The following is a 25,040-nucleotide window of genomic DNA, read 5'->3' as shown; positions in this document are numbered from 1 at the left end:
CCTCCTAGTTCAGAACAAATTCCATCACCAGCACGTCGCGCACGCGACCTTCGCCAACGACAATCTCGATGCGGCGTAGCAGGTGGCCCCGGATGCGCATCAACGCCAGTGAATCCTCAAGATCCATTAATTCGACGGCCCGCAGATACCCGTTCAGGACATCCATGATTCGCGGTCGCATTTTTTCCACGTCAGTCATGTACGGGGCGTTAACCTCAAGCTGTGCGTGAAACTTCAGATGCCGCGCGCCGCCGGAATTCACCGAAACGATCACCGGCGGCAAATCGAGAAAGGCAACATCCGCCAATGCCTTGGCCGGTTCTTCCTTTTCCAAGTCATGGCTTTCCGCCTTCTCGGCCTTGTTCCCCAGCGGCAGCAGCCCGGACGAGGTCAGGAAATACCCACCGGCGGCACCGGCGATGGCCAGAATCACCCCGACGATCATTCCTTTTTTCCCCTTCTTTTCCGGGGTTTCCGCCTGTTCAGCCGTTGCGTCGGTCATGACGTCCTCATTCCTGTGATCTGTCCTGTCATAACCTCGCAGGGACTAACCGATTGTTAAGGGCAATCGTCCAAACAGAGGATGCGCCGGGCAGAATGTCGGCGAGTCGGAGGTGAGCGTGCAGCAGATCGGAACTGTCTGGGCAAGTTTGGACAGGCGTAAACAAATCGTCGTTGCCGGTGCGGTTGTGCTGGTGTTTCTCGGGATCCTCGGAATGTCGCGCCTTGCGACAGCGCCGTCGATGACCCTGCTTTACGCGGGTCTGGAAAGCGGGGCCGCCGGGGATATCGTGCGCGCGCTGGACCAGCGTGGCGTGGCCTACGAGATTCGGGGCGGATCAATTTACGTCTCGGGCGCACAGCGGGACGAGCTGCGGATGACTTTGGCCAGTGAAGGTCTGCCGGCCAACGGCAACAAGGGCTATGAACTGCTGGATTCGCTAAACGGCTTCGGCACCACATCCCAAATGTTCGATGCTGCCTACTGGCGCGCGAAAGAGGGGGAACTGGCGCGCACAATCGTGGGCAGCCCGCATGTCAGCCAGGCCCGCGTTCATATTGCCAACGGCTCTGCCAATCCGTTTCAGCGCAGCGTCGCACCGACGGCTTCGGTTTATCTGGTGCCCTCGGGGGGCGATATCACTAGCGATCAGGCCAAGGCCATCCGGTTTCTTGTCGCCTCTGCCGTTAGTGGTCTGTCGCCTGAAAGCGTGACAGTGATCGATTCGAACGGGTCCGTGATTGGTGGGCAGGACACCGCCGTGGCCGCCGACACGGCAGATGACAAGGCGCGGCAGCTGCGGGAACGGGTTCTGCGTCTGGTCGAAGCGCGAGTTGGCACGGGAAATACCGTGGTCGAGGTCAGCGTCGATACTGAAACCAGGACAGAATCCCTGCGTGAGCGGCGCTTTGACCCCAAAGGCAGGGTGGCGATCAGCACGGATGTCGAGGAACGCTCCGACAGCGCGCGCAACCAGTCAGCCGATGTCACGGTGGCCTCAAACCTGCCCGACGGCGATGGTGCGGGGGGGGACGAATCGAATTCGACCGCGACCCAGACACGTGAGCGGGTGAATTACGAGGTTTCCGAAACCGAGCTGGAAGTGCACACCGCCCCCGGTGCGATCAAACGCCTGACGGTTGCCGTTCTGGTCAACGGGACGCGGGCGCTGGATGCTTCGGGCGCTGAATCCTTCACGCCGCTGCCGCAAACAGAACTTGACGCACTTGAGGAGCTGGTGGCCTCGGCTGTGGGATTTGACGCCGCGCGCGGGGACGTCATCACGCTGAAATCATTGGATTTACCAGTGGTCACGCCGCAAGGCACGCTGGTTTCCTCGTCGCTTTGGCAAAACATCCATCTGGACGCCATGTCACTGATCCAGATGGCCGCGCTGGCGCTGGTGTCGCTGGTGCTGGCGTTGTTCGTGATCCGTCCGATCCTGATGAAACCTGCGATGGTCCCGGCGCTGTTGCCAGCTGCGGAGGGACGGGCACCGGCCCCGTCGGTCCTGACCGGTGAAATTGCAGCCGACGGAACGGCAGAGTTCACGCCGCTGCCCCAACAAGGGACCGTTCCCGCGCTTGGGGTCAGTGCCACCGGGGATCCGGTTGATCGGTTGCGCGCAATGATTGGCGACAAGCAGGAAGAAACGGTCGAGATCCTGCGCAGTTGGCTTGAAGAAGGTGAGGAGCGCGTGTGATGTCCATCGCACATCTGCTTGAGGATTTCACCACCCGGACCAGCGCCGGAGCCGTTCTGTATCTGGACGAGGAAACGCTTGAGGAACAACGCCTTGCCGCGTTCGAAAGCGGGTACGGCGCCGGTTGGGAGGATGCCGCGCAGGCGCAGGAACAGAACCGCGGCCGCGTTTCGGATGAACTGGCGGGTTCGCTCGAGGATATGTCCTTCACCTATCACGAGGCGCTTAACCGGATGACATTGTCTCTGGAACCGATGTTCGAAAGCCTGGTTCAGACCGTATTGCCTGACATGGTCGAACGCGGGCTGGCCGCCCGGATCGTCGAACAGCTTTGCGAGATGGCGCGCATGGAAATCGAACAACCGATGCAGATCATGGTGCCGGAAGGGTGCGCGCAAGCCGTTCAATCCCTGCTGCCGCAGACCTTGCACTCCGCACCGCGCGTCATCGAAGACCCTGGCCTGGCCCCCGGACAGGCGCGATTGCAGGTCGGCACAAGCCGGCGCGAGATTGATTGCGCGGCCCTGCTGTCCACCATTGCACAGGCATTTGACGCATACGTCTTTGAGGCAAGAAAGGCTTTGTCCAATGAATGACACCCAGTTCCCGAAAACCGAAAAACCCAATCCTTTCGAAACGGTTCCGATTGAAGTGACCGTTTCGGTTGGCCGCGCCCGCCCGTTGATCCGGGACTTGCTGAACATGGGTGAGAACGCGGTGCTGACCCTGGACAAGCGGATCGAGGACCCGGTCGACCTTTATGTCGGGGATCAGCTGGTGGCACGCGGGGTGCTTGAGGAGATGGAGGGCGATCAGGCTGGGCAACTGGCCGTGCGCCTGACCGAGATTGCGGATCTGCAAAACGGAATCGGCTGATGCGCTATGTGATCTGGCTGGGTCTGGCTGTAGTGGTGTCCCTGCCGTCGATGGCGGCGGCTCAGGATGTAACCCTGTCGCTGGGCGAAGGCGGTTCGATCTCGGCCCGCACCATCCAGCTGATCCTGTTGATCACGGTGCTCAGCGTTGCTCCGGGTCTGGCGATCATGATCACCTGTTTCCCGTTTCTCATCACCGTTCTGTCGATCCTGCGGCAGGGTGTCGGCCTGCAGCAATCGCCGCCGAATATGCTTTTGGTCAGTCTTGCGCTGTTTCTGACCTATTTCATCATGGACCCGGTGTTCACCGAGGCCTGGACCGCGGGAATACGCCCGATGATGGAAGAAACCATGGCGGTCGAGCCCGCGCTGGAACGCGCGTTAGAGCCGTTTCGCACCTTCATGGCGAACCGGCTGGATTCAGATACGTTTTATGCAATGGCGGCCCTGCGCCCCGGCGGTGACGCGGTCGAGCTGTCTGCCCAGGCCCCGTTATCGGTGTTGATGCCCTCTTTCATGCTGTCCGAGATCGCGCGTGCCTTTCAGATCGGGTTCCTGATCTTCCTGCCCTTTCTGATCATCGATCTTGTGGTTGCGGCGGTGCTTATGTCGATGGGCATGATGATGGTGCCACCTGCCATCGTGTCTTTGCCGTTCAAGCTGGCGTTTTTCGTAATCGCCGACGGGTGGGCTTTGATCGCAGGCGCGTTGGTTCGCAGCTACATGCCGTAAATCTGTCAGGCACGCGCATCATGAGAAAGGGTCAGGCAGACCCGACCCTCTTGAACTTCCAAAAACACGAGCTGTCCGGCACACTTTTGTGCCGGAAACGGCTTAACCCGTCTTTTTCAGATCCGTGATCAGTTGGTTCAGGTTGCCTTTGCGGGCATCCAGCATTGCGCCAATCTCGGTGCGTTCGGTCAGCAACAGATTCACGCCTTCGATGAACATGTTGTAGAACTTGTCGCGGCCGGATTTGTCGGAAACAAGGAACGTCACATCGAACGGGGCTGATCCGCGCAGCTTGACCATCGTGCGAACCTCGAACCCGGCCTTGATCCTGCGGGCATTGCGAACATCGACCTCACCGCCGATGAACTCGCGGAAACGGCGGCCGTATTTGCGCGAGATATAACCCTGAAATGCAGCGGTGAACTGTTTCAGCTGGGTCGGGCTGGCTGAGCGGGCATCCGCACCCAGCGCATAGCGCGCCATGATCGGCACGTCGGCATATTGAGCGAAGATCTTTTCGAAATCGCGCAGCATCGCTTTTTCGGACTTGCCCGACTCGATCACCCGGTTGATGTCGGTAACCACGCTGGTCACAAGCGCCTTGGCGGCGGCCTCGGTCTGGGAAAAGGCAGGTACGGGTAGCACTGCCAGCGCCAGCCCGGCTGCGATAAAATGACGGCGGTTCAACGCGTTATTCGGCATAGGGGTCCTCGTAGGGGTCAAGATAGGGGTCCCTGACCGGGTCCGTTCCGGTTTCGGCATAGGGGTCAGAATACAAGTCCAGATAGGCGTCTTCGTCATCTCTTGCCAGTTCGAAGCGGCGGTTTTGCAAATAGATCAGGCGGGCCTGCGCATAGCTGTCAGCACTTTCGTAAAGAATGGAATCGACAGTGTCCGAGAACCGGCCCCGATCTCCCATGCGCCGTACGATCTCGGCGTAGACGCCAAGGTTGTCGGTGGGGCGGGTCGGGCTGAAATTGATCGGGTTCGAGAACAGGTTGACCACAACCCCAATCGCATCCCTTTGGGTCGACGGGCCATAGAATGGCAGCTCGATATAAGCGCCTTCACCCACTCCCCAGACATGCAGGGTCTCACCGAAATCCGTGTCCACCGGTGGCAGGTTCAGCTCATCAGCGGGCGAAGACAGGCCAAAGCCACCAACGGTCATGTTGATCACAAAGCGCAGCAGGGCGTTGCCCATCTGTTTCGGGTTGCCCTGAAGCAGGTAGTCAACAGCCTGACCGGGCAGCGAGATGTTTTCGGCAAAAGTGCTGAAACTGGTGACCATCGGGTCAGGAACGATTTTGACATAGCCTTTCGAGGCCGGCCGGAACAGAAACCGGTCAACACCCAGATTGAACTTGTGAATTCCCCGGTTCGCATTTTCATACGGGTCAAACACGTCACTGCGCGAGGCACCCTCGGGCGGCGTGGTTGCACAGGCGGACACAACGGCCATGAGCGACAGTAAAACAAGGTGTTTCAGGCGAAATCTGCTCGACACGATCTTTGTCTCTCCTAAATGGCCCGGCATATGCGCCTGCCGGACATTCAATCAATAATCCACCAAAATCCACGTGCCGGAGCGGCACAAGTTGCAGTCACATAGTCGTTTCAGGTCTTAAATGAAACACCTTGCGTGTAACCTGTTCATCACGGTGGGGTAAAGTGACCGTCGATCAACAGTGAATTTTCAGTAAAGATACGCTCAGATCGCAGGAAGGCCGAAATTTACCGGTTTCCGTCTTTCCCAATCCGTGCTTCCCGGTTAGCGTCCCGCAGAGTTGAATTTAGGGAAGGACCCTCGCAATGAGCATCGCTGCCAAACTGGAAAGCCTCGGTGTAACGCTGGAAGACGCGCCCGCGCCTGCGGCCAACTATGTGCCTTTCGTGCGTGTCGGCAACATCCTTTATGTATCTGGCCAGATCTCGAAGACTGATAAGCTGATCACCGGAAAACTGGGCGATGACTTGGATGTCGAAGCCGGGGCTGCGGCGGCGCGTGTCTGCGCGATCAACCTGCTGGCACAGGTCAAGGCGGCTTGCGGCGGCGATATCGAAAAGCTGGTCCGCGTGATCAAGCTGACCGGATTCGTGAACTCGACCGCTGAATTCACGGCACAGCCGCAGGTGATCAACGGCGCGTCCGATTTTCTGGTCGAGGTGCTGGGCGATGCCGGTCGCCATTCGCGTTCCGCCGTCAGCGCGGCGTCGCTTCCGCTGGGTGTCGCGGTCGAGATCGAAGGCATTTTCGAAATCGAATGACGCCGCCCCTACCAGATGTGTTTTTGCAGGCCCCGTTTGCGCATCGGGCGCTGCACGACATTACCAAGAACCGCCCGGAAAACAGCCGGGCGGCCATTCGTGCCGCGATTGAAGCTGGCTACGGGATCGAGATCGATCTTCAACTGACATCGGATGACCAGGCAATGGTCTTTCACGATTATGACATGACCCGCCTGACCGGGCGGTCGGGGCCCATTCAGCAGGTCACGGCACTGGCCGCCTCTGGTACGCCGCTTCTGCATGGGGATGATGGCATTCCGACACTGGATGATGTGCTGGAAATTGTCGCGGGCCGGGTGCCGTTGCTGATCGAATTAAAGGATCAGGACGGGGCGATGGGCACGAAAGTGGGCGCGCTTGAACGCGACACCGTACGCGCGTTGCAGGGCTACAAAGGCCCGGTGGCCCTGATGTCCTTCAATCCCAACTCGGTCGCTGAACTGGCGCGGCTGGCCCCGCATCTGCCGCGCGGGATCACGACCTGCGCGTATGAGCCCAGTGTCGAGCTTTTGCCGCAAAGCGTCTGCGATCACTTGCGCGATATCCCGGATTTCGACCGTGTCGGCGCCTGTTTCATCAGCCACGAAGCCGCAGACCTGTCGCGCCCCCGCGTCGCGGAACTCAAGGCGCGGGGCGTGCCGATCCTGTGCTGGACGATCCGGTCGCCCGAACAAGAGGCAGAAGCCCGCAAGGTTGCCGACAATGTGACCTTCGAAAGCTATTTGGCTGCGCATTCGACTTGAACCCCCTTCGTGCGGTCACAGATAAAAGACAGGCGCGGAGGACATATGGATCAGGCACAGATCGAGGTTCAGGTACTGGGCGCTCTGTCGCAGATTGCAGCGGCAGAGTGGGATGCCTGCGCCTGCCCCGAAGCTGCCGATGGCGGGCGGCCGCTTGATCCCTTTACCACACATCGCTTTTTGCTGGCGCTGGAAGACAGCGGCTCGGTAGGGCGTGGCACCGGCTGGCAGCCGCAATACCTGACGGCCTATCATGACGGGATGCTGATCGCGGCGGCCCCGATGTATGCCAAGTCGCACAGCCAGGGCGAATACATCTTCGATCACAGCTGGGCCCATGCCTATGAAAGCGCGGGCGGGCGGTATTACCCCAAACTGCAAATCGCGGTGCCGTTCACCCCGGCAACCGGGCGGCGGTTTCTGGTGCGTCCGGGCTATGAACGGATCGGTATGTCGGCGCTGGTTCAGGGGGCGGTGCAGCTTGCGGCTGACAACCGGGTTTCGTCCCTTCACGCGACCTTCTGTACCGAGGATGAAGCATTGGCTGGCGAACAGATGGGTCTGATGCTGCGCCGATCGCAGCAGTTTCACTGGCTGAACGATAACTATTCGGATTTCGACGGCTTTCTGAGCGCGCTGTCGTCGCGCAAGCGCAAGACTATCCGGAAAGAACGTGCGCAGGCCTGTGGTTTTGGTGGTGAGATCCGCACTCTGACCGGTGACCAGCTGCGCCCCGAACATTGGGACGCGTTCTGGCGGTTCTACCAGGACACCGGATCGCGCAAATGGGGCTCACCCTACCTGACGCGGCGGTTCTTTGATATTGCACAGGATACGATGGCAGATGACATGGCCCTTGTGCTGGCCGAACGGAATGGATTTCCCATTGCGGGTGCGTTGAACTATATCGGCCGTGAAACCCTTTTTGGGCGTTATTGGGGTTGCATCGAACATCATGCCTGCCTGCATTTCGAACTGTGCTATTATAGGGCAATCGACTTTGCCATTGCCCAAGGTCTGGCCCGGGTCGAGGCAGGCGCACAGGGTGAACACAAGCTGGCGCGAGGGTACCTGCCAACACGCACGCATAGCTTGCATTGGGTAGGCGATCCGGGTTTTGCCGATGCGGTCAAGAAATATCTGGACGCCGAAGGCCACGCAGTGGAAGAAGAGATCGAGATTCTGACGGATTACGGCCCGTTCAGGAAATCGAACCCGGAGGAACAGCAATGACCGAACTCTTGTCGACCGAAACCCGTGGCCCGCTGCTGGATCCGCTGTTCAAAAACGGTTGGACCATGGTTGAAGGCCGCGATGCGATCACCAAGACCTTCATTTTCGACAATTTTGTCCATGCCTTCGGCTGGATGACACAGGTGGCAATCTGGGCCGAGAAGTGGAACCATCACCCCGAATGGTTCAATGTCTACCGCACGGTCGAGGTTGTCTTGTCCACCCATGACGTGGGCGGCCTGTCGTCGCTGGATGCCAAGCTGGCCCGCAAGATGGACAGTCTGTGCTAGCGATCGTTGCGGCCTGACCCTTCACCGCCTGCCAGCGATGCGGCAGTGCCCATCTGCCGGAACTCGGCAGGCGTGACAGTGCCGTCGCTGACGTCAATCGCCCTTGGAATGCCCGTGGTCTTGTTTCCGATCTGACGCACGCTGCGCGCGGCCGGGTTGATATCCAGACACTTGTTTTCATAGCAGGTCAGGCCAGACAGGTTTATCTGAATGCGGGCCTGCCCGTCTGGGCCTGCCACCAACGGGGCCTGCGGCACGTCACAGGCCGCAACCAGCGCCAGCGCTGTCACCCCAAGCCATTTGTTCATCCCATGCTCCTGTCGTTAGTCAAGCCGACCATTCCCGTCCTGATCCGCAGACTGGAAATCCGCGCCCATCTGGGTGTCAAATTCAGGTCTTGAGATTACGTTGTCGCCGTTTCGGTCAGCGTTGCGGAACAGTTTGATGTCCATGAACGGTTTGGCCTCGGCCTGACCCAAAGTGCCGTTCCTGTCTTCGTCTATTGCCTGAAAGGCATAATCCGAGAAAGCATCGAACTCGTCTTTGGACAGGAACCCGTCATTGTTGGCGTCGATGGCCTTCAACTCGTTTTCGTGCAGTTCAGCCACGCTTTCGGCGTGACCCGAACCGGCCAAAGCCACCATGAATACCACCAGGCTTAACTGTTTCATATCGACCTCCTCAGCACGCGAATCTCTGACCTTCGATGCCGCCAGCGGCAGCGCCCGCTGCGGTCAGGATCGTCTTGCCCGATCCGCCACCGAACTGGTTGCCGATCGCGCCCCCGATAAGCGCCCCGCCCAACGTTCCGCCCAGACAGGCAATTTCGTGCTGGCGTGCAGCTTGCTGTTGCGGGGTTGGGGCCGGTCCACAGGCCGCCAAAAGGGCTGCGCCGGACAGTAATAGGTAGAACGCGTTAAGTTTCATGAAAAAACTCCCCGTATGAATAGGCCAAGTATTCGCGCTCTGGGGCGGTGCTTCAAGTTAAATTGGCGGCGAAAGGCCCCGGTCGGACCAGGGCCGATCAAAATCAGATCACATCCAACAGGCCTTCACCGGCGGAAATCTCGCAGGCGCCGGGGTTTTCTTCCATATTTAGCACCGTGACCGTGCCATCCTCGACCAGCATTGCGTACCGCTTGGACCGCGCGAAAAGCCCCACGGGCGGCGCGTCGAAATCCATGCCGATGGCCTTGGTGAACTCTGCCGCTGCGTCCGACACCATGGTCAGCCCCGCCTCGGTCGCGCCCGTGGATTGCCCCCACGCCTGCATCACAAACGGATCATTGACCGAAAGGCACAGGATCTCGTCCACGCCCTTGGCGTCAAACTGTTTCTTCGTGCGGATGAAACTGGGCACATGGGCGGTCGTGCAGGTGCCGGTATAAGCCCCCGGCACGGCAAAGATCACCACCTTGCGGCCTTTGGTCTTGTCTGAAATCCGCACCTCTTCCGGCCCGTTCGCGCCCATCTGAATCAGCGTTGCTTCGGGCAGGGTATCTCCTGTTGAAATCATTATTCAGCTCCTGTCGTTTGGATTTGCAGAAATGTGCTTAGCCGCAATATAGGTGGTCTGAACACGGTGACCACTTGAAAACTACGGGGTAGGCAAAGCATGAACCATATTGTCGTGATCGGCGCGGGGCAGGCAGGCGCCTCTTTGGTGGCTCGTCTGCGCAAGGACGGGTTTGCGGGTGAGATCACTCTGATCGGGGCCGAGCCGCATCTGCCCTATCAACGCCCACCCCTGTCCAAAGCCTATCTGCTGGGCGAGATGGAGCTTGAGCGTCTGTTCCTGCGGCCCGAAAGTTTTTACACGGAAAACAACATCACCCTGCGTTTGGGTCAGCGCGTCACCGGTATCGACCCCAAGGCCAAAACGGTCACCCTGGGGGATGAGGTTATCTCTTACGACGAACTGGCGCTGACCACCGGATCGGACCCGCGCCGCCTGCCTGCCGCGATTGGTGGCGATCTGGACGGTGTGCATGTGGTGCGCGATCTGGCCCATATCGACGAGATGGAGCCCAAAGTGACCGAAGGCGCCCGCGCGCTGATCGTGGGCGGCGGGTATATCGGGCTCGAAGCTGCCGCTGTCTGCGCCAAGCGCGGCGTCAAGGTCACTCTGATTGAAATGGCCGACCGTATCCTGCAACGGGTCGCAGCGCCCGAGACCAGCGATTATTTCCGCGCGTTGCACAGTGCATACGGCGCTGACATCCGCGAGGGTGTCGGGCTGGATCGTCTGATCGGCGAAAACGGCAAGGTCACCGGCGCGGTTCTGACCGACGGCACAAAGTTGGACGTTGATTTTGTAGTGGTTGGCGTCGGCATTGCACCCGCGACCCAGCTGGCCGAGATGGCCGGGCTGGAATTGGATAACGGCATCAGGACCGACGCCCATGGCCGCACGTCCGACCCGTCGATCTGGGCGGCTGGCGATTGCGCCTCCTTTCCCCATGGCGAAGGCCGCATCCGTCTGGAAAGCGTCCCCAACGCCATTGATCAGGCCGAGATCGTGGCCCAGAACATGCTGGGCGCGGCCAAGGACTATGTGGCAACCCCGTGGTTCTGGTCGGATCAATATGACGTCAAGCTTCAGATCGCGGGCCTGAACACCGGCTATGACCGCGTGGTGACGCGGCAGGGCGAAGGGCAGACCGTATCCTTCTGGTATTACAACGGCGACAAGCTGATTGCGGTCGACGCGATGAACGATCCGCGCGCCTATATGGTTGGCAAGCGCCTGATCGAGATGGGAAAAACGGCAGACCCGGCCGTCGTGGCTGACCCGGATGCAGACCTTAAACCGCTGCTCAAGGCATGAGGATCATCGCCGGAGAGTTCCGCGGTCGCGCCCTGACCCCCATCGGCAAGGGCGATGCGGGCGCACATCTGCGCCCGACCACCGACCGGGTGCGCGAAAGCCTGTTCAACGTGCTGGTCCATCAGATCGATTTCGACGGCCTGCGCGTGTTGGACCTGTTTGCTGGCACCGGGGCGCTCGGGCTCGAAGCACTGTCACGCGGCGCGGCGCATGTCACCTTCGTCGATGACGGGCGCGTGGCGCAGGGTTTGATCCGCAAGAATATCGACCTGACCCGCAGTGCCGGGCGCACCGACCTGATCCGCCGCGATGCAACCCGGTTGGGCGAAAATCCGGGCGCACCCTACGATCTGATCTTTCTGGACCCGCCCTATGGCAAGGCCATGGGTCAGAAAGCCATTGCCGCGCTGTCCAATGGCTGGATCGCGGATGATGCGCTGCTGGTTTGGGAAGAAAACTCACGGATGCAGGCTCCGGCCGGGTTCACGTTGCACGACAGCCGCAAATATGGCGACACGTATATTTCATTGATGCGGAACGGTGATCAAAGTGCATGATCTGGTCATTTTCGATTGCGATGGTGTTCTGGTCGACAGCGAGGTGATCTCGAACCAGGTGCTGGCGGACAATCTGGCGGGCTATGGCCTGCACCTGACCTTGCCCGAATGCATGTCCCTGTTTGTGGGCGGAACCATGGTTGGGGTGCGCGACAAGGCGCGTGGAATGGGCGCTGATCTGCCCGAAGACTGGATTGATCAGGTCTATGCCGAAACCTACGACCGCCTGCGCGCCGGTGTGCCTTTGGTATCTGGTGTCGCGGACCTGCTTGCGGCGCTGGATCAGCGGGGCATCCCCTATTGCGTGGCCTCAAACGGCAGTCCGGACAAGATGCAGATCACGCTGGGCCAGAACGGGCTTTGGGACCGGTTCAAAGATGTGATGTTCTCGGCCCATGTGCTGGGCACCGGCAAGCCTGATCCAAAGATGTTCCAACTGGCGGCTGAGAATTTTGGCGCACAGGCCCCTGTGGTTATCGAAGACAGCCACAATGGCGTTACGGCTGCAATCCGGGCCAATATGCGCTGTCTGGCCTACGCGCCGCATGGCGGTGGTGACAGGCTGGCCGATCTTGGGGCCGAGGTGATCACGGATATGTCACAGGCGCACCCGCTGTTGGGACTCTGACCCCCAACTGTGCTAGGGTGCAGCCATGGACCATGCTCTGACACCCTTTGTCTGGACAGTCTCCCGCGACGCCGAGGTCACGACGAAACCTGACCCCAAGCCCCTGCGCGCGCCGGTGTTCATCCACGATGCGGTTACCCCTTGGGGGGCTGAGACGATGCTGCTGAAGCTCCTGCGCGAACAGGCCGCCGATCAGGACGAATAGGTCGGGTGAAACTTGCCGCCCGGTGACAGGGTAAAGATATCGACCCCATTCGCCGTTACGCCCACCGAATGCTCGAACTGTGCCGACAGCGACTTGTCGCGGGTCACAGCGGTCCAGTCATCGGCCAGTGTCTTGGTTTCGGGACGGCCCAGATTGACCATCGGTTCAATGGTAAAGAACATACCTTCCTCAAGAACCGCGCCTGTGCCGGGGCGGCCATAATGCAGCACATTCGGCGGCGCGTGGAACACGCGGCCCAGACCGTGCCCGCAAAAGTCGCGAACAACACTCATCCGGTGCGCTTCGACATAGGCCTGAATGGCATGGCCGATATCGCCGAACGTGTTGCCCGGTTTGACCATCTCGATGCCCTTGAACAGCGCGTCATGGGTTACCTGGATCAGACGCTCGGCCTTGCGCGGCAGCTTGCCCGCCACATACATGCGCGAGGTGTCACCGAACCAGCCATCCACGATGACGGTCACATCGATGTTCAGGATATCGCCATCCTTCAGCTTCTTGTCACCGGGAATACCGTGGCAGACCACATGGTTCACACTGATGCAGCTGGCGTGCTCATACCCCTTATAGCCGATCGTGGCCGAGGTCGCGCCCGCATCCTCGACCATCTGCGTGATCAGCCCGTCAAGCGCACCCGTGGTCTGACCGGGAAAGACATGCGCGGCGATATCATCCAGGATCCGCGCCGCCAGAGCGCCCGCCGCGTGCATCCCGGCAAAATCACCCTGTTCATAGATGCGGATACCGTCCTTGGTCAGGCGGCCACGATGCTCTTTCATCGACGCAAAGCTCCAATTGTTACGCGCGGCACTTCTTTTACGCTGCTTGTGCAGAAAGTACCAGAGGGCGCAGTGTATCAGGCGGCACATGGGGCAGAACCACGAGAGTTCAAGAACTTGAACTGAAGTTAGGTTTCAAATCCGGTTTGACCCATCGACCATTGCGTTGACGCATAACGGTTTGGTGTTTGTTCAGTTTACACAGCAAATTTCACAGACAGCCTCTGCCCTGTTATTGTTGCGACGAACTCCAACAACTAAGGAGCGCACTGAAGTGCCACGACAGCTCCCGCACGAGACAGACAAGAAGTATTTGGTTTTTGCCGGAACTGGCACGGATCTGATCTTTAACCACGGCATAGATTTGCCGGGATTTGCCTCATTTCCATTGCTAGAGAACCCAGAAACCCGTTCTGTCCTTGCAGGTCAGATGCACGCGCTTGTTCAGTTGGCGGGCGAGATGGAGGTGGGTTGCATACTTGATGCACCGACTTGGATGGCCAATGCCGATCGGGCTGCTCCTCTGGGTTACGATGCCGAACAACTGGATGAAATAAACCGGGATGCTGTCGCGTTAATGGAAGACGTGCGTCAGAGCGCTGGTCGAGATGACGTTTTGGTTTCTGCTTGCGTCGGCCCACGCCACGATCCCTATGCGGACGTTCCGGCCATGTCGATCGATGATGCCCGTCGGTATCACAGTGCGCAGCTTGCCGTTTTGAAACAAACCAGTGTCGACTTGGTGACAGCTTATACGTTCAACAGACCTAGCGAAGCAGCGGGCTGCATTCTGGCTGCGCAGGATTTTGGACTACCGATAGTGATGTCATTGGTTGTTGAAACCGACGGGTGTCTGGCAGATGGAACAAAGCTTGTCGACGCGCTGGATCAAATCGATGTCGCCACGGATGCGGCTGCGCAGTTCTTCATGGTCAATTGTGCCCATCCGACCCACTTTTCCGATGCGCTAAATCGCCATCCAAGACTAAGAGGCGTTGTCGCAAACGCATCAAGTTGCTCTCATGCGGAACTGGATGAGGCCGAGGAATTAGACGAAGGTGACCCCCATGTGCTTGGGCAAGAGATTGCGGACGTCGTGCATAACAACCCGTCAATTTCAGTGATAGGAGGGTGCTGCGGTACAGATATGAGGCATTTGAAACTCATGGCACAAGCGGTTGCTGCGTCTTAGACGCGCACCAATCAGTCTCAATCAGTGCTCCTTAGTCAATCGCGCGCATTTTTGGGCTAGGTCAGCAGGCCAGGGTCATGCTGGTTGATTACTGGAAAGGTACTGACGTCAACCCAAACCCCATCCGGCGAAATCCGCGTCCCGCAAATCATCCGCTCTACCCCTTGCGCCCGCGCGACCTCGAAGGCCGCCGCATAGGCCGGATCGATATCCGCGGCCAGCGCGAACCGGTCGCAATCGGTGCGTTGCACCAGGTACAGCATGATCGCCCGGTGCCCCTGCGCTGCCATCTGTGCCAGCTCGCCCAGATGTTTGGTGCCGCGGGCGGTGACGCTGTCGGGGAACTCGGCCAGACCGGGCTGGCGGGACAGCGTCACGCTTTTGACCTCGATATAGGCATCTGGCAGGCCGGGGCCGCTCAGCAGGAAATCGATACGGCTGTTTTGCCCGTATTTCACCTCGGGCCGGACGGTGTCATAAGCGGCCAACTTGGGGATCTCGCGCGCCGCAAGCGCTGCCCGCAAAGCCCGGTTCGGGACGGATGTATCGACCCCGGTGAAATGCCCGTTTTCATGATCCACCAGCCGCCATCCGAATTTCAACTTTTTTTTCGGATCGTCGTTGGGTTCCAGCCAGATCATCTGGCCCGGTTCGGCCAGCCCCATCATGGATCCCGGATTGGCGCAATGGGCCGTCACTTCGCGCCCGTCATCCAGCCTGCAATCGGCCAGAAAGCGTTTGTAGCGACGGATCAGACGGGCGGGGACAAGAGGGGTTTCAAAACGCATGTCTCACGGCCTATACCTGCCCCTGAAGACGATCAAGAGGAGTCCGCGCCATGGCCAATCCAACCGCAGCAATGCTGGTGATCGGGGATGAAATCCTGTCGGGCCGCACCCGCGATGCAAACATGCATTTTCTGGCGCAGGAACTGGCAAAACACGGCATCGATCTCAAAGAGGTCCGCATCGTCAGCGATGACGCCCCCGCCATCGAAGCGGCGGTCAAAGCGCTGTCTGACACCCACGACACCGTCTTTACCAGCGGCGGCATCGGCCCGACCCATGACGATATCACCGCCGATTGTATTGCGCGCGCCTTTGACACCCCGATTGACGTTCGCGACGACGCGCGCGCGCTGTTGCAGGCGCATTACGACAAATCCGGGCTGGAACTGAACGCCGCCCGCCTGCGGATGGCGCGTATCCCGGATGGCGCGACATTGATCGACAATCCGGTCTCGACCGCGCCCGGTTTCACCCTGAAGAACGTGCATGTGATGGCCGGGGTGCCGCTGGTGTTTCAGGCCATGGTCGCCAGCGTCCTGCCCACACTGACCGGTGGCAGCCCCCTGCTGTCGCAAACCCTGCGCGTGGACCGGGGCGAAGGCGATATCGCCGCCAACCTGTCTGCGCTGGCCGAGGATTTCAGCGATCTGTCCATCGGCTGCTATCCGTTTCAGATCAACGGGGCCTTTGGGGCCAACGTGGTGGTACGCGGCACCGATGGCAGTCGGATTGACGCGGCCATGACCCGTCTGGCGAAAGAGCTTGCGCTTTGAGAGGCGACTGGGCGGACATCGTCGACGGCACATGGCCTGCCGCGCGGTATCGCAGGCTGGGGCCGTTTCAGCTGCGCGAAGGGCAGGGCGGCGGCTCGCGTGTTTCTGCGGCCAATGCGCTGGCCCGGGCCAGCGATGCAGATATCGACGCGGCCGAGGCCGCGATGCAGGCCATGGGGCAGAAATCCATCTTCTGCCTGCGCCCGGGGGATGAGGCGCTGGATGCAAAGCTGGCGCAACGGGGATATGACATCCTTGATCCGGTCAACATCTATACGTGCCCCGTCTCTCACCTCACCGATCAGCCGATCCCTCCGGTCATGGTGTTTTCGGTCTGGGAGCCGCTTGAAATCATGCGCGAAATCTGGGCAGCTGGTGGGATCGGGCCCGAACGTCTGGCGGTGATGGAGCGCGCGAAGGGTCCCAAAACCGGTCTGCTGCTGCGCCACAACGACCAACCCAGCGGCGCAGCCTTCGTGGCGATGCATGGCGATGTCGCGATGCTGCATGCGCTTGAAATCCTGCCCGCGCACCGCCGTCAGGGGCTGGGTCAGTGGACCATGCGCGCCGCGGCGATTTGGGCAGGTGACAACGGCGCTCAAACCTTCAGTGTGATCTGCACCAAGGCCAATGAAGGTGCCAATGGTCTCTATTGCGCCCTCGGGATGGAGATCGCCAGTGAATACCATTACCGTCACCTTGTCTGAACAAAAGGGGTCGCCATGACACAGAAAGACATGCCCACCGCGCTGAACCTGCCCATGGTCGATCCGCTGCCGCCGGAAACGCAGAAATATTTTGATATCTGTGTCGAAAAGCTGGGCATGGTGCCGAATGTGCTTAAGGCAAACGCCTTCGATATCGACAAGCTGAACACGTTCACGGCGATGTATAACGATCTGATGCTGGCCAACAGCGGCCTGTCCAAGCTGGAGCGCGAGATGATTGCCGTAGTCGTGTCGTCGATCAACAAGTGCTTCTACTGTCTGGTCGCGCATGGTGCGGCGGTCCGGCAGCTTTCGGGCAACCCGCAACTGGGCGAGATGCTGGTGATGAACTACCGCGTTGCCCCGATCGAGCCCCGGCAGCGCGCGATGCTGGACTTTGCCGCCAAAATGACCACCGCCAGCGCCGAGATCGAAGAACCCGACCGCCAGAAGCTGCGCGATGCAGGCTTTACCGACCGCGATATCTGGGACATTGCCAATGTTGCCGGGTTCTTCAACATGTCCAACCGGGTGGCCAGTGCCACGGCAATGGTGCCCAACCCCGAGTATCACGCGCAGTTTCGATGATCCGATCAGCCGCCCTCATTGCCACGCTGCTGGCGGGGCCGGTTCTGGCGCAGGACCTGACCCTTCCAGCCAGCGCCCGCCAGATCAGCGACCGCACCTCGCCGCTGGACAGCTATGACCTGCCAACGGGGCCTTATGCGAATGGCGCGGTGCCTGCTGACACCCTCGAAGGCCGGGTTGAACGCTACACGTGGCGGCTTCAGGCGGGCTCAAGCACAACCCTTCAGCTTCTGACGCCGCTGCGCGACCAGATCGAGGCGCAGGGCTACAAGATTCTGTTCGAATGTGATGCCCGCGCCTGTGGCGGCTTCGATTTCCGCTTTGGCACCGAGGTCGTTCCGACCCCGGACATGTATGTCGCCATTCAGGATTACCGTTTCCTGTCGGCCACCAAGGGGGCTGTTGCCCTCAGCCTGCTGGTCAGCCGCAACCCTCCGGACGGGTATGTCCAGATGATCCGCGTCACACCCCAGAATGCACCAGACCCTGTTCCGGTCGTGATCGAACAGGCTGTCGAGGGGTCGGGCGGGCTGCTTGAGGCGCTGGCAACATCGGGTCACGTGATACTGGACGATCTGCATTTTCCAACCGGTGAGGTTGCGCTGGACGAGGGGACATATGCCTCTCTGACCCTGCTGGCCGGGTATCTGGCCGAAAATCCAAAGATGCGCCTGGCGCTGGTGGGGCATACCGATGACACCGGCGCGTTGCAGGCCAATATCGCGGTCAGCAAAAGCCGGGCCGAGTCGGTCCGCACCCGTCTGATTGATGCGCATGGCGTGGCCGCTGACCGGATCGAGGCGCAGGGCGTCGGCTATCTGTCCCCGCTTACCTCGAACGCAACCCCCGAAGGGCGCGAGCTGAACCGCCGGGTCGAGGCGGTCTTGCTCGTCAACTGACCCACCACAGGTAGAGCGGCAGTCCGACCGTGATGTTGAACGGAAACGACACACCCAGCGACAGGGTCAGATAAATCCCGGCCTCGGCCTTCGGTAGTGCAATTTTCATAGCGGCCGGAACTGCGATATAAGACGCCGAGGCCGACAGCACCATGAACAGGAACAGGCTGCCTTGCGGCAATCCGATCACCGCACCAACGGCCCAGGCCATCAGCGCGCCGATCAGGGGCATCAATACGCCAAATGCGAACAGGCCAACTGAAAGTTTGTCGCGATTGCTGATCAGGCTGCGCCCCGCCGAAAGCCCCATATCCAGCAGGAACAAGCACAGGATGCCAGTGAAGGGCGTAACGATGAAAGGCGCGATCATCTGCATACCTTCACCCCCGGTAATGGCCCCGATCAGGAACGCCCCGGTCAACAGCACAATCGATCCATTGGCCAGTAGATCACGCCACAGCTTGTCATCCTTGACGCCATTGCCGCCGGTCTTGTGCGCCAGCCACAGCGCCGACAGAATGGCCGGCACCTCCATCGCTGCCGCAACCGCCACCATGAACCCGTCATGGGTCAATCCCACCAGATCCAGCAGGCTGGTGGCGGTGACAAAGGTGACAATCGAAATCGAGCCGTAATGCCCTGCGACCGCCGCTGCATTTAACGCATCCAGCCGTGTCATAACCCTCAGCAGGGCAAAGGCCACGAAGGGGATGGTAAAGGACAGGGCCACGCCGCCCAGCAGGGTCAGGAACAGTTGCAGGTGGATGCCATGCGCGGCAAGGCTGGCACCGCCTTTGAACCCGATGGCCAGCAGCAGGTAAAGCGACATGAACTTGGCCGCGCCCGCCGGGATAGACAAATCGCTGCGCACAAAAGCGGCCAGAAGCCCTAGGGCAAAAAACAATATGGTGGGCACCAGCAGGTTGCTGGACAGCGTCTCGATCACTCCGGGCATACTTGTCTCCTGATCCCTCGTTTCAGGGCTAGGTGCCTTGCAAAATTGATTTCGCCAAATACTATCTTTATAAGTTTAATATAGTTTCAGGCTATGAAATGCGTCCAACCCTGCGCCAATTGGAATACATCGTCACGGTCAGCCGCCTCGGGCGGTTCAGTTTGGCCGCCGAGGTGCTGAATGTCAGCCAACCCAGCCTGTCGGCGCAAATTGCAACCGTAGAACAAGAGCTTGGCATTCGGATCTTTGACCGCAACCGTGGTGGAATTCAGGTGACCACAAAGGGGGAAGAGTTCATCTCGCGCGCGCAAAAGATCCTTGCCGAGGTCAAGGACCTGCGCCACGCCATGACCAACGATATGCCGGTTGGCGGTAGGTTGCGACTGGGCGTTTTGCCTTCGATCGGGCCGTACCTGCTGCCGCAAGCCATCAAAGAGGTGCACCGCCTGCGCCCCGGATTACGCATTGTCGTGCGCGAGGAAAACACCCGCGATCTGGAACAGGGCCTGAAATCCGGTCGGTTTGACCTGATCCTGTCAACGCCCGAGGATCACCCCAATACCGTTCAGCACCGCTTGTTCAACGAACCCCTCTGGGTTGCGGTGGCCGTTGACGACGTTCTGGCGCAGGACCCACAGGGCGTCAGAGCTGCCGACTTGCAGAACCGGCTGTTCCTGACCCTTGACCAAAGCCACCGCCTGTCGCGCATCGTCTATGCGCTGGCAGCGGAATGCGGAGGTGTGGTTTCGGATGAGTATGAAGGCACGACGCTTGATTCCATTGTTCTGATGGCGGCTTCGGGGGTTGGGGTTGCGGTACTGCCTGATCTTTATGCTCGCAGACAGGGGATCTACCGCGACGAGGTGCGCCTGCGACCGCTGTCCATTCCCAATGCAAATCGCGATATCGCATTGCTGGCGCGTAATGCCGAAACGCCGCCGCCGGGCCAGAACGTATTGATGGAAAGCCTGCGCTCTTCCGCGCGATCCATGGGTCTGACGGTGATCGGTTCATAAAAAAAGGCCCGCACTTTGACATGCGGGCCAAAGGTTGGTCTTCAGGGAGAAACTACCAATCCATCGGGCTTTTGTCTTCGAACGCATCGACCAGGAAATCGATGAAGGCCCGGACTTTGGGTTGTGTGAAGCGGCCGGGCGGGTAAACGGCGTAAATGCCTTGTACCTCGTCCGGCAGGGACGGCATGGCATCGACAACCTGCCCCGATTTCAACGCCTCGGCATAAAGATAGCTGGGCAGATACGCGATCCCCAGCCCCGAAATGGCCGCGTTCAGCAGCGACTGTCCGTCATTCACGCTCAGCCAGCCCGCGGTGCGCACCTGACGCTTTTCACCGGACGGTGCGGTCAGCTTCCAGACATTGCCTGACGACTGGCTGGAATAGTGCAGCAGCTTGTGTTCGTTCAGATCGTCGATCTTCTGCGGGCGCCCGAACCGTTCGATATAGCTGGGCGCGGCAACCATGCGTTTGACCGTTTCGGTCAGCTTGCGGGCGCGCAACGTGCTGTCTTCCAGCTCTCCGATGCGCACGGCCACGTCAAATCCTTCGGAAATCAGTTCGACATAGCGGTTGTTCAGAACCATGTTCACGGTGATGTCGGGGTAGACGGCCAGGAAATCAGACAGGACCGGCGACAGGTGATTGACGCCGAAATCCGTGGCAACACTGATGCGCAGCAGTCCGGACGGGGCCGATTGCATCGATGTGACCAGCGAATCCGCTTCACCCGCATCATTCAGAACGCGACGCGCGCGGTCATAATAGGCCAGGCCGATTTCTGTCGGCGACACCCGGCGCGTGGTGCGGTTCAGCAGCCGGGCTCCCAGACGCGCTTCGAGGCTCGAGACGTGTTTGGACACGGCCGATTTGGAGATGCCCATCTTCTTGGCCGCATCGGTGAAGCCACCCTGGTCCACCACATTGGCGAAGGCTTCCATTTCGGTCAGTCGGTCCATTCTCGTTCCCCAGATCTTGATTTCCAACCCGACTATCGCTCTGAATCTGGGCGGAATCGGGGCACACATGGGATAATATCAGGGATTTGAATCGGATCGTTTGCGTATGAGAAACGCAGAAACAGTGGTTTCCAAACCGGCCCCGACGCCTGCGATACTGCGTTTTCCACGCAATCATACGTTTCTGTTCATCTTAGAATGGCATTTTTGTGACGGCAGAGGGGGTCAGGAAATCCGTTTTCATCGTCGTCGGCCTGTCCCGGTGTTTTGGCCAGGGGCACGGTACCCCGAAAACCCTTTTCAAAGCCAAGTTTCACCACCCCGCCCAGCGGCGACACCGGGCCGCAACCCCTGTTCCCGGACCGATCGCTATTTACATCTTCGCGGATGTTCGCGACCCTGCGCGCATTTGCAGGGGGTTTGAATGTCACTGGAATTCTTCATCACATCCATGATCGTCGTGCTGCTGCCAGGCACCGGTGTCATCTACACACTGGCCGTTGGCCTTGGCCGCGGTTTCCGGGCTAGCGTTGCCGCCGCGGTCGGATGCACAGTGGGAATCGTTCCCGCTGCCGTGGCCAGTATCGTCGGGCTTGCCGCATTGCTGCACACCAGTGCCGTGGCGTTTCAGCTCGTGAAATACCTTGGTGTCATTTACCTTTTCTACATGGCGTGGGGCATCCTCAGGAGTGGCGGCGCCTTGGATGTCACCGCCGACAAGACCGCGAAAAGCAGTTTTAAGATTGCCATCACGGGAACGCTCATCAACGTGCTGAACCCCAAGCTGTCGCTGTTCTTTCTGGCGTTTCTGCCGCAGTTCCTGCCAGCCGACACGGCGAACGCAGGGGGTGCGCTGATCCAGCTGGCACTGGCCTTTATGGGCATGACCTTTGTTGTCTTCGTCGGATACGGGGGCTGCGCAGCACTGGCCCGCGACTATGTGATCCGCCGTCCAACGGTGATGAAGTGGATCAGGCGGAGTTTTGCAACGGCCTTTGGCGCACTGGGTGCAAAACTCGCGCTGTCCGACTAGGAAACGCTAAACCGGGGCGATCAGAACTTCGCCGCCAGCCGCGTGCCCTGATTGATCGCGCGCTTGGCATCCAGCTCGGCGGCGACATCCGCACCCCCGATCACATGGGGGGTGATGCCCCGCTCGATCAGCGCGTCCGCCAGTGACCGTTCGGACACCTGACCGGCACATAACACAATGGTGTCGGCCGCGATCACCGTCGGGTCTGCGCGCTCTTCGCCAAAGCTGACATGCAGGCCGTCATCGTCGATGCGTTCATAATTCACGCCACCCACGAAATTGACGTTCTTCATCTTCAGCGTTGCCCGGTGAATCCAGCCAGTGGTTTTGCCCAAACCCTTGCCATGCGCCTGTTTCTTGCGCTGCAACAGGGTGACCTGACGTGCGGGCGCGCTGGGTTGCGGCCCCTCGGGCGCCAACCCTGCACGGTGCTCAGCCGGGTCCGTCACGCCCCATTGCTTCATCCACAGCGGCAGGTCGGTCGTGGCGCTGTGGCCCTCTTCCAGCAGGAACTCGGACACATCAAAGCCGATGCCACCGGCCCCGATCACGGCAGCAGACTTGCCAACCTCGGCCTTGCCGCGCAGCACGTCGATGTAACTTAGCACGTTGTCCCGATCCTGCCCCGGTATCTGCGGATCACGCGGGCTGACACCGGTGGCGATGACCACCTCGTCAAAGCCGGTTAGGTCATCTGCGCCTACCTCGCGGTTCAGTTCCACTTTCACGCCCAGTTCATCCATCATGGTGCGGTACCAGTCGACCAGTCCCCAGAATTCTTCTTTCCCCGGCACCTGCTTGGCCATGTTCAGCTGCCCGCCGACCTCATCAGCGCGGTCGAACAGGGTAACATCGTGGCCGCGCTGGGCCGCGATCATTGCGGTCGACAGACCGGCAGGGCCTGCCCCCACAATGGCAATGGATTTGCGCGTTTTGGCCGGTTCAATCACCAGTTCGGTCTCATGACAGGCGCGCGGGTTCACGAGGCACGAGGTCAGCTTGCCGCTGAACGTGTGATCCAGACAGGCCTGATTGCAGGCAATGCAAGGCGCGATCTTTGCGGCCTCACCCGCAATCGCCTTGGCCACGAAATCCGCATCCGCCAGCATCGGGCGGGCCAGCGAGACCATGTCGGCGCAGCCGGTCGAAAGAACCTCTTCGGCCACCTCGGGGGTGTTGATCCGGTTCGATGTGATCACCGGTATCCCCACCTTGCCCATCAGCTTCTTGGTCACCCAGGCAAAGGCCGCGCGCGGCACGCTGGTGGCAATCGTGGGAATCCGCGCCTCGTGCCAGCCAATGCCGGTGTTGATGATCGTGGCGCCGGCCTTTTCGATCTCCTGCGCCAGTTGCACCACCTCGTCATGGGTCGAGCCGTTGGGGACCAGATCGATCATCGACAGCCGGTAGATGATGATGAAATCGGTGCCCACCGCCTCGCGCGTGCGGCGTACAACTTCGATCGGCAGACGCATCCGGTTCTCATAAGACCCGCCCCAGCGGTCGGTGCGCTTGTTGGTATGGGTCACAAGGAACTGGTTCAGGAAGTACCCTTCCGACCCCATGATCTCGACCCCGTCATAACCCGCCTTTTGCGCCAGTACGGCGGCGTTGACGATATCGCTGATCTGCTTCTCGATACCCTCTTCATCCAGCTCAGTGGGCGGGAACGGAGAGATCGGCGATTTCACCGGGCTGGGGGCCACGCATTTCGGCCCGTAGGCATAGCGCCCCGCATGCAGGATCTGCATTGCGATCTTGCCGCCCGCTTCATGGACGCGCTGCGTCACGATGGAATGGTGCGCCACGTCCTTGTCGCTCACCATCATCGAAGCCCCCGGCAGGACCGAGCCTTCAAGGTTCGGACCAATCCCGCCCGTCACCATCAGCGCCACGCCGCCCCGCGCCCGGTCGGCATAGAACTCGGCCACCCGGTTCCAGTCGCCGGTTTCCTCAAGCCCCGTATGCATCGAGCCCATCAGCACGCGGTTTTTCAACGTGGTAAAGCCCAGATCCAGCGGGGCCAGCATATTCGGGTACGCAGTCATGGCGGAACTCTCCCTCCTGAATTTGCCCGCTAGATTGACGTTCGCGTCAACTTTGTCACGCGAAACCCCACGTCACCCTCTTTGCTGTAGCGCCGGTGATTGCTAGAGGTGGGCGGAACAACCCGATGAGGCCGCGCATGACCCCCGAAGAAATCGCCAAACTGCCCTATCGCCCCTGCGTCGGGCTGATGCTGATGAATACCGAGGGGAGGGTTTTTGTGGGCATGCGAAACGACGGCCCACAAGACGCCTGGCAAATGCCGCAGGGCGGTGTGGACAAGGGCGAAGATCCCCGCGACGCAGCCCTGCGCGAGCTATGGGAAGAAACCGGGGTCACGGCTGATCTGGTCGAAATCATCGCCGAGACCGCGGGCTGGCTGCCCTATGACCTGCCCCATGACATCGTGCCCCACATCTGGAAAGGCCGCTATCGCGGGCAGGAGCAGAAATGGTTCCTGCTGCGCTTCACCGGCGCCGACGATCAGATCAACATCGAAACCGACCACCCGGAATTCACCCGCTGGAAATGGCAGGAGCCAGACCGGCTGATCGCCGAAATCGTGCCCTTCAAGCGCGATGTGTATGAGCGCGTGGTCGAGGCTTTTTCCGACTATCTAAACGAACTCTGATCGCTAGGGATGCTTTTCAGGTTGTTCCGCTAAGCGAGACGAAGCCAGCAGTTCGGCCTTCGCTTACCCAT

The 25,040-nt window shown here is 60.0% G+C and carries 32 protein-coding genes; 20 read left to right on the top strand and 12 right to left on the bottom strand.

What is annotated here, in order from left to right:
* Positions 1–4: 4 nt before the first annotated feature.
* Positions 5–502 (bottom strand): flagellar basal body-associated FliL family protein, encoded by a 498-nt coding sequence (locus ACR0DY_RS09460; protein ID WP_480487036.1) that lies wholly within the window; start codon positions 500–502, stop codon positions 5–7.
* A 118-nt stretch (positions 503–620) separates the two neighbouring features.
* On the opposite strand from ACR0DY_RS09460, the gene fliF reads away from it, so the two are divergent.
* From fliF to fliP, 4 genes are read left to right on the top strand one after another with little or no spacing between them, the layout of a single operon-like run.
* Positions 621–2,204, top strand: coding sequence for a flagellar basal-body MS-ring/collar protein FliF (gene fliF, locus ACR0DY_RS09455; RefSeq protein WP_480484559.1), 1,584 nt, complete (start codon positions 621–623; stop codon positions 2,202–2,204).
* Positions 2,204–2,800, top strand: a complete 597-nt coding sequence (locus tag ACR0DY_RS09450) for a FliH/SctL family protein (RefSeq protein ID WP_480484560.1) — start codon at positions 2,204–2,206, stop codon at positions 2,798–2,800. The genes fliF and ACR0DY_RS09450 overlap by 1 nt, the downstream gene beginning before the upstream one ends.
* Positions 2,793–3,080 carry a FliM/FliN family flagellar motor C-terminal domain-containing protein gene (locus ACR0DY_RS09445; protein ID WP_267364617.1) on the top strand — a complete coding sequence of 96 codons (288 nt, stop codon included), beginning with the start codon at positions 2,793–2,795 and terminating at the stop codon, positions 3,078–3,080. Before ACR0DY_RS09450 ends, ACR0DY_RS09445 begins: the two co-directional genes overlap by 8 nt.
* A complete protein-coding gene (gene fliP / locus ACR0DY_RS09440) occupies positions 3,080–3,811 on the top strand; it encodes a flagellar type III secretion system pore protein FliP (protein WP_480484562.1) in 732 nt (243 codons plus the stop codon). Before ACR0DY_RS09445 ends, fliP begins: the two co-directional genes overlap by 1 nt.
* A gap of 102 nt (positions 3,812–3,913) precedes the next feature.
* Here fliP and ACR0DY_RS09435 read toward each other — a convergent pair whose 3' ends face one another.
* Complete coding sequence (locus ACR0DY_RS09435) at positions 3,914–4,513, bottom strand: MlaC/ttg2D family ABC transporter substrate-binding protein (RefSeq protein WP_480484563.1); 600 nt, start codon at positions 4,511–4,513, stop codon at positions 3,914–3,916.
* Entirely contained in the window at positions 4,503–5,273 is a 771-nt protein-coding gene (locus ACR0DY_RS09430; protein ID WP_480484606.1) for an MlaA family lipoprotein, read from the bottom strand. The genes ACR0DY_RS09435 and ACR0DY_RS09430 overlap by 11 nt, the downstream gene beginning before the upstream one ends.
* 350 nt (positions 5,274–5,623) lie before the next feature.
* On the opposite strand from ACR0DY_RS09430, the gene ACR0DY_RS09425 reads away from it, so the two are divergent.
* From ACR0DY_RS09425 to ACR0DY_RS09410, 4 genes are read left to right on the top strand one after another with little or no spacing between them, the layout of a single operon-like run.
* On the top strand, positions 5,624–6,079 hold the full coding sequence (locus ACR0DY_RS09425; protein WP_480474299.1) for a RidA family protein: 456 nt from the start codon (positions 5,624–5,626) through the stop codon (positions 6,077–6,079).
* Positions 6,076–6,843, top strand: coding sequence for a glycerophosphodiester phosphodiesterase family protein (locus ACR0DY_RS09420; RefSeq protein ID WP_480898151.1), 768 nt, complete (start codon positions 6,076–6,078; stop codon positions 6,841–6,843). The genes ACR0DY_RS09425 and ACR0DY_RS09420 overlap by 4 nt, the downstream gene beginning before the upstream one ends.
* Positions 6,844–6,888: 45 nt before the next feature.
* Positions 6,889–8,076, top strand: coding sequence for a GNAT family N-acetyltransferase (locus ACR0DY_RS09415; RefSeq protein ID WP_480484565.1), 1,188 nt, complete (start codon positions 6,889–6,891; stop codon positions 8,074–8,076).
* On the top strand, positions 8,073–8,366 hold the full coding sequence (locus ACR0DY_RS09410) for a 4a-hydroxytetrahydrobiopterin dehydratase (RefSeq protein WP_209505128.1): 294 nt from the start codon (positions 8,073–8,075) through the stop codon (positions 8,364–8,366). Before ACR0DY_RS09415 ends, ACR0DY_RS09410 begins: the two co-directional genes overlap by 4 nt.
* On the opposite strand, the gene ACR0DY_RS09405 is transcribed toward ACR0DY_RS09410, so the two are convergent.
* The 4 genes from ACR0DY_RS09405 to ACR0DY_RS09390 all read right to left on the bottom strand — a co-directional run bounded on the left by ACR0DY_RS09405 (position 8,363) and on the right by ACR0DY_RS09390 (position 9,882).
* A complete protein-coding gene (locus ACR0DY_RS09405; protein WP_209505127.1) occupies positions 8,363–8,674 on the bottom strand; it encodes a hypothetical protein in 312 nt (103 codons plus the stop codon). The genes ACR0DY_RS09410 and ACR0DY_RS09405 overlap by 4 nt on opposite strands.
* Positions 8,675–8,689: 15 nt before the next feature.
* The gene (locus ACR0DY_RS09400) at positions 8,690–9,037 is read right to left on the bottom strand and encodes an EF-hand domain-containing protein (RefSeq protein ID WP_480484566.1); all 348 of its coding nucleotides are present in this window, start codon (positions 9,035–9,037) and stop codon (positions 8,690–8,692) included.
* A gap of 10 nt (positions 9,038–9,047) precedes the next feature.
* Positions 9,048–9,293 (bottom strand): glycine zipper 2TM domain-containing protein, encoded by a 246-nt coding sequence (locus ACR0DY_RS09395; protein ID WP_209598444.1) that lies wholly within the window; start codon positions 9,291–9,293, stop codon positions 9,048–9,050.
* A gap of 103 nt (positions 9,294–9,396) precedes the next feature.
* Positions 9,397–9,882: a redoxin family protein gene (locus ACR0DY_RS09390; RefSeq protein WP_480474293.1), complete on the bottom strand. Its 486-nt coding sequence runs from the start codon at positions 9,880–9,882 to the stop codon at positions 9,397–9,399.
* 99 nt (positions 9,883–9,981) lie between these two features.
* Here ACR0DY_RS09390 and ACR0DY_RS09385 point away from each other — a divergent pair, with 99 nt between their 5' ends.
* From ACR0DY_RS09385 to ACR0DY_RS09370, 4 genes are read left to right on the top strand one after another with little or no spacing between them, the layout of a single operon-like run.
* A complete protein-coding gene (locus tag ACR0DY_RS09385; protein ID WP_480484567.1) occupies positions 9,982–11,193 on the top strand; it encodes an NAD(P)/FAD-dependent oxidoreductase in 1,212 nt (403 codons plus the stop codon).
* Positions 11,190–11,750 carry a 16S rRNA (guanine(966)-N(2))-methyltransferase RsmD gene (gene rsmD, locus ACR0DY_RS09380; protein ID WP_480484568.1) on the top strand — a complete coding sequence of 187 codons (561 nt, stop codon included), beginning with the start codon at positions 11,190–11,192 and terminating at the stop codon, positions 11,748–11,750. Before ACR0DY_RS09385 ends, rsmD begins: the two co-directional genes overlap by 4 nt.
* Positions 11,743–12,378, top strand: coding sequence for an HAD family hydrolase (locus ACR0DY_RS09375; RefSeq protein ID WP_209598441.1), 636 nt, complete (start codon positions 11,743–11,745; stop codon positions 12,376–12,378). The genes rsmD and ACR0DY_RS09375 overlap by 8 nt, the downstream gene beginning before the upstream one ends.
* Positions 12,379–12,403: 25 nt before the next feature.
* The gene (locus ACR0DY_RS09370; RefSeq protein WP_209505120.1) at positions 12,404–12,583 is read left to right on the top strand and encodes a hypothetical protein; all 180 of its coding nucleotides are present in this window, start codon (positions 12,404–12,406) and stop codon (positions 12,581–12,583) included.
* Here the strand turns inward: ACR0DY_RS09370 and map are convergent.
* The gene (gene map / locus ACR0DY_RS09365; RefSeq protein WP_209598440.1) at positions 12,571–13,383 is read right to left on the bottom strand and encodes a type I methionyl aminopeptidase; all 813 of its coding nucleotides are present in this window, start codon (positions 13,381–13,383) and stop codon (positions 12,571–12,573) included. The genes ACR0DY_RS09370 and map overlap by 13 nt on opposite strands.
* Positions 13,384–13,657: 274 nt before the next feature.
* Between map and ACR0DY_RS09360 the strand changes: the two genes are divergently transcribed.
* Positions 13,658–14,575 carry a homocysteine S-methyltransferase family protein gene (locus ACR0DY_RS09360; RefSeq protein ID WP_480547220.1) on the top strand — a complete coding sequence of 306 codons (918 nt, stop codon included), beginning with the start codon at positions 13,658–13,660 and terminating at the stop codon, positions 14,573–14,575.
* A gap of 56 nt (positions 14,576–14,631) precedes the next feature.
* Here the strand turns inward: ACR0DY_RS09360 and sfsA are convergent, their stop codons facing one another.
* The gene (sfsA, locus tag ACR0DY_RS09355; protein ID WP_480898148.1) at positions 14,632–15,363 is read right to left on the bottom strand and encodes a DNA/RNA nuclease SfsA; all 732 of its coding nucleotides are present in this window, start codon (positions 15,361–15,363) and stop codon (positions 14,632–14,634) included.
* Between the two features lie 50 nt (positions 15,364–15,413).
* Here sfsA and ACR0DY_RS09350 point away from each other — a divergent pair, with 50 nt between their 5' ends.
* Genes ACR0DY_RS09350 through ACR0DY_RS09335 form a run of 4 tightly spaced genes read left to right on the top strand, consistent with a single transcriptional unit; the run spans position 15,414 to position 18,330 of the window.
* Entirely contained in the window at positions 15,414–16,136 is a 723-nt protein-coding gene (locus tag ACR0DY_RS09350) for a competence/damage-inducible protein A (protein WP_480547224.1), read from the top strand.
* Positions 16,133–16,843 (top strand): GNAT family N-acetyltransferase, encoded by a 711-nt coding sequence (locus tag ACR0DY_RS09345; protein ID WP_480547226.1) that lies wholly within the window; start codon positions 16,133–16,135, stop codon positions 16,841–16,843. Before ACR0DY_RS09350 ends, ACR0DY_RS09345 begins: the two co-directional genes overlap by 4 nt.
* A gap of 15 nt (positions 16,844–16,858) precedes the next feature.
* Entirely contained in the window at positions 16,859–17,431 is a 573-nt protein-coding gene (locus ACR0DY_RS09340) for a peroxidase-related enzyme (protein ID WP_209505114.1), read from the top strand.
* Positions 17,428–18,330: an OmpA family protein gene (locus ACR0DY_RS09335; protein WP_480547228.1), complete on the top strand. Its 903-nt coding sequence runs from the start codon at positions 17,428–17,430 to the stop codon at positions 18,328–18,330. The genes ACR0DY_RS09340 and ACR0DY_RS09335 overlap by 4 nt, the downstream gene beginning before the upstream one ends.
* Here ACR0DY_RS09335 and ACR0DY_RS09330 read toward each other — a convergent pair.
* Positions 18,323–19,285 (bottom strand): sodium-dependent bicarbonate transport family permease, encoded by a 963-nt coding sequence (locus ACR0DY_RS09330; protein WP_480506523.1) that lies wholly within the window; start codon positions 19,283–19,285, stop codon positions 18,323–18,325. The two genes, ACR0DY_RS09335 and ACR0DY_RS09330, sit on opposite strands and share 8 nt — an antisense overlap.
* Before the next feature lie 98 nt (positions 19,286–19,383).
* On the opposite strand from ACR0DY_RS09330, the gene ACR0DY_RS09325 reads away from it, so the two are divergent.
* A complete protein-coding gene (locus ACR0DY_RS09325) occupies positions 19,384–20,301 on the top strand; it encodes a hydrogen peroxide-inducible genes activator (RefSeq protein ID WP_480547232.1) in 918 nt (305 codons plus the stop codon).
* 52 nt (positions 20,302–20,353) lie between these two features.
* Here ACR0DY_RS09325 and ACR0DY_RS09320 read toward each other — a convergent pair whose 3' ends face one another.
* The gene (locus ACR0DY_RS09320; RefSeq protein ID WP_480474271.1) at positions 20,354–21,259 is read right to left on the bottom strand and encodes a LysR family transcriptional regulator; all 906 of its coding nucleotides are present in this window, start codon (positions 21,257–21,259) and stop codon (positions 20,354–20,356) included.
* Between the two features lie 424 nt (positions 21,260–21,683).
* Between ACR0DY_RS09320 and ACR0DY_RS09315 the strand changes: the two genes are divergently transcribed.
* Positions 21,684–22,292 (top strand): LysE family translocator, encoded by a 609-nt coding sequence (locus ACR0DY_RS09315; protein ID WP_480559310.1) that lies wholly within the window; start codon positions 21,684–21,686, stop codon positions 22,290–22,292.
* A gap of 20 nt (positions 22,293–22,312) precedes the next feature.
* Here ACR0DY_RS09315 and ACR0DY_RS09310 read toward each other — a convergent pair whose 3' ends face one another.
* On the bottom strand, positions 22,313–24,340 hold the full coding sequence (locus tag ACR0DY_RS09310; RefSeq protein WP_480898145.1) for an FAD-dependent oxidoreductase: 2,028 nt from the start codon (positions 24,338–24,340) through the stop codon (positions 22,313–22,315).
* A 137-nt stretch (positions 24,341–24,477) separates the two neighbouring features.
* Here ACR0DY_RS09310 and ACR0DY_RS09305 point away from each other — a divergent pair, with 137 nt between their 5' ends.
* Positions 24,478–24,969: an RNA pyrophosphohydrolase gene (locus tag ACR0DY_RS09305; RefSeq protein ID WP_480559314.1), complete on the top strand. Its 492-nt coding sequence runs from the start codon at positions 24,478–24,480 to the stop codon at positions 24,967–24,969.
* Positions 24,970–25,040 lie beyond the last annotated feature (71 nt).

The sequence above is a fragment of the Ruegeria sp. O6 genome (assembly GCF_056535045.1).
Note: the sequence above shows the minus strand (reverse complement) of the source record. Positions and strands in the feature narration are given on the sequence as shown.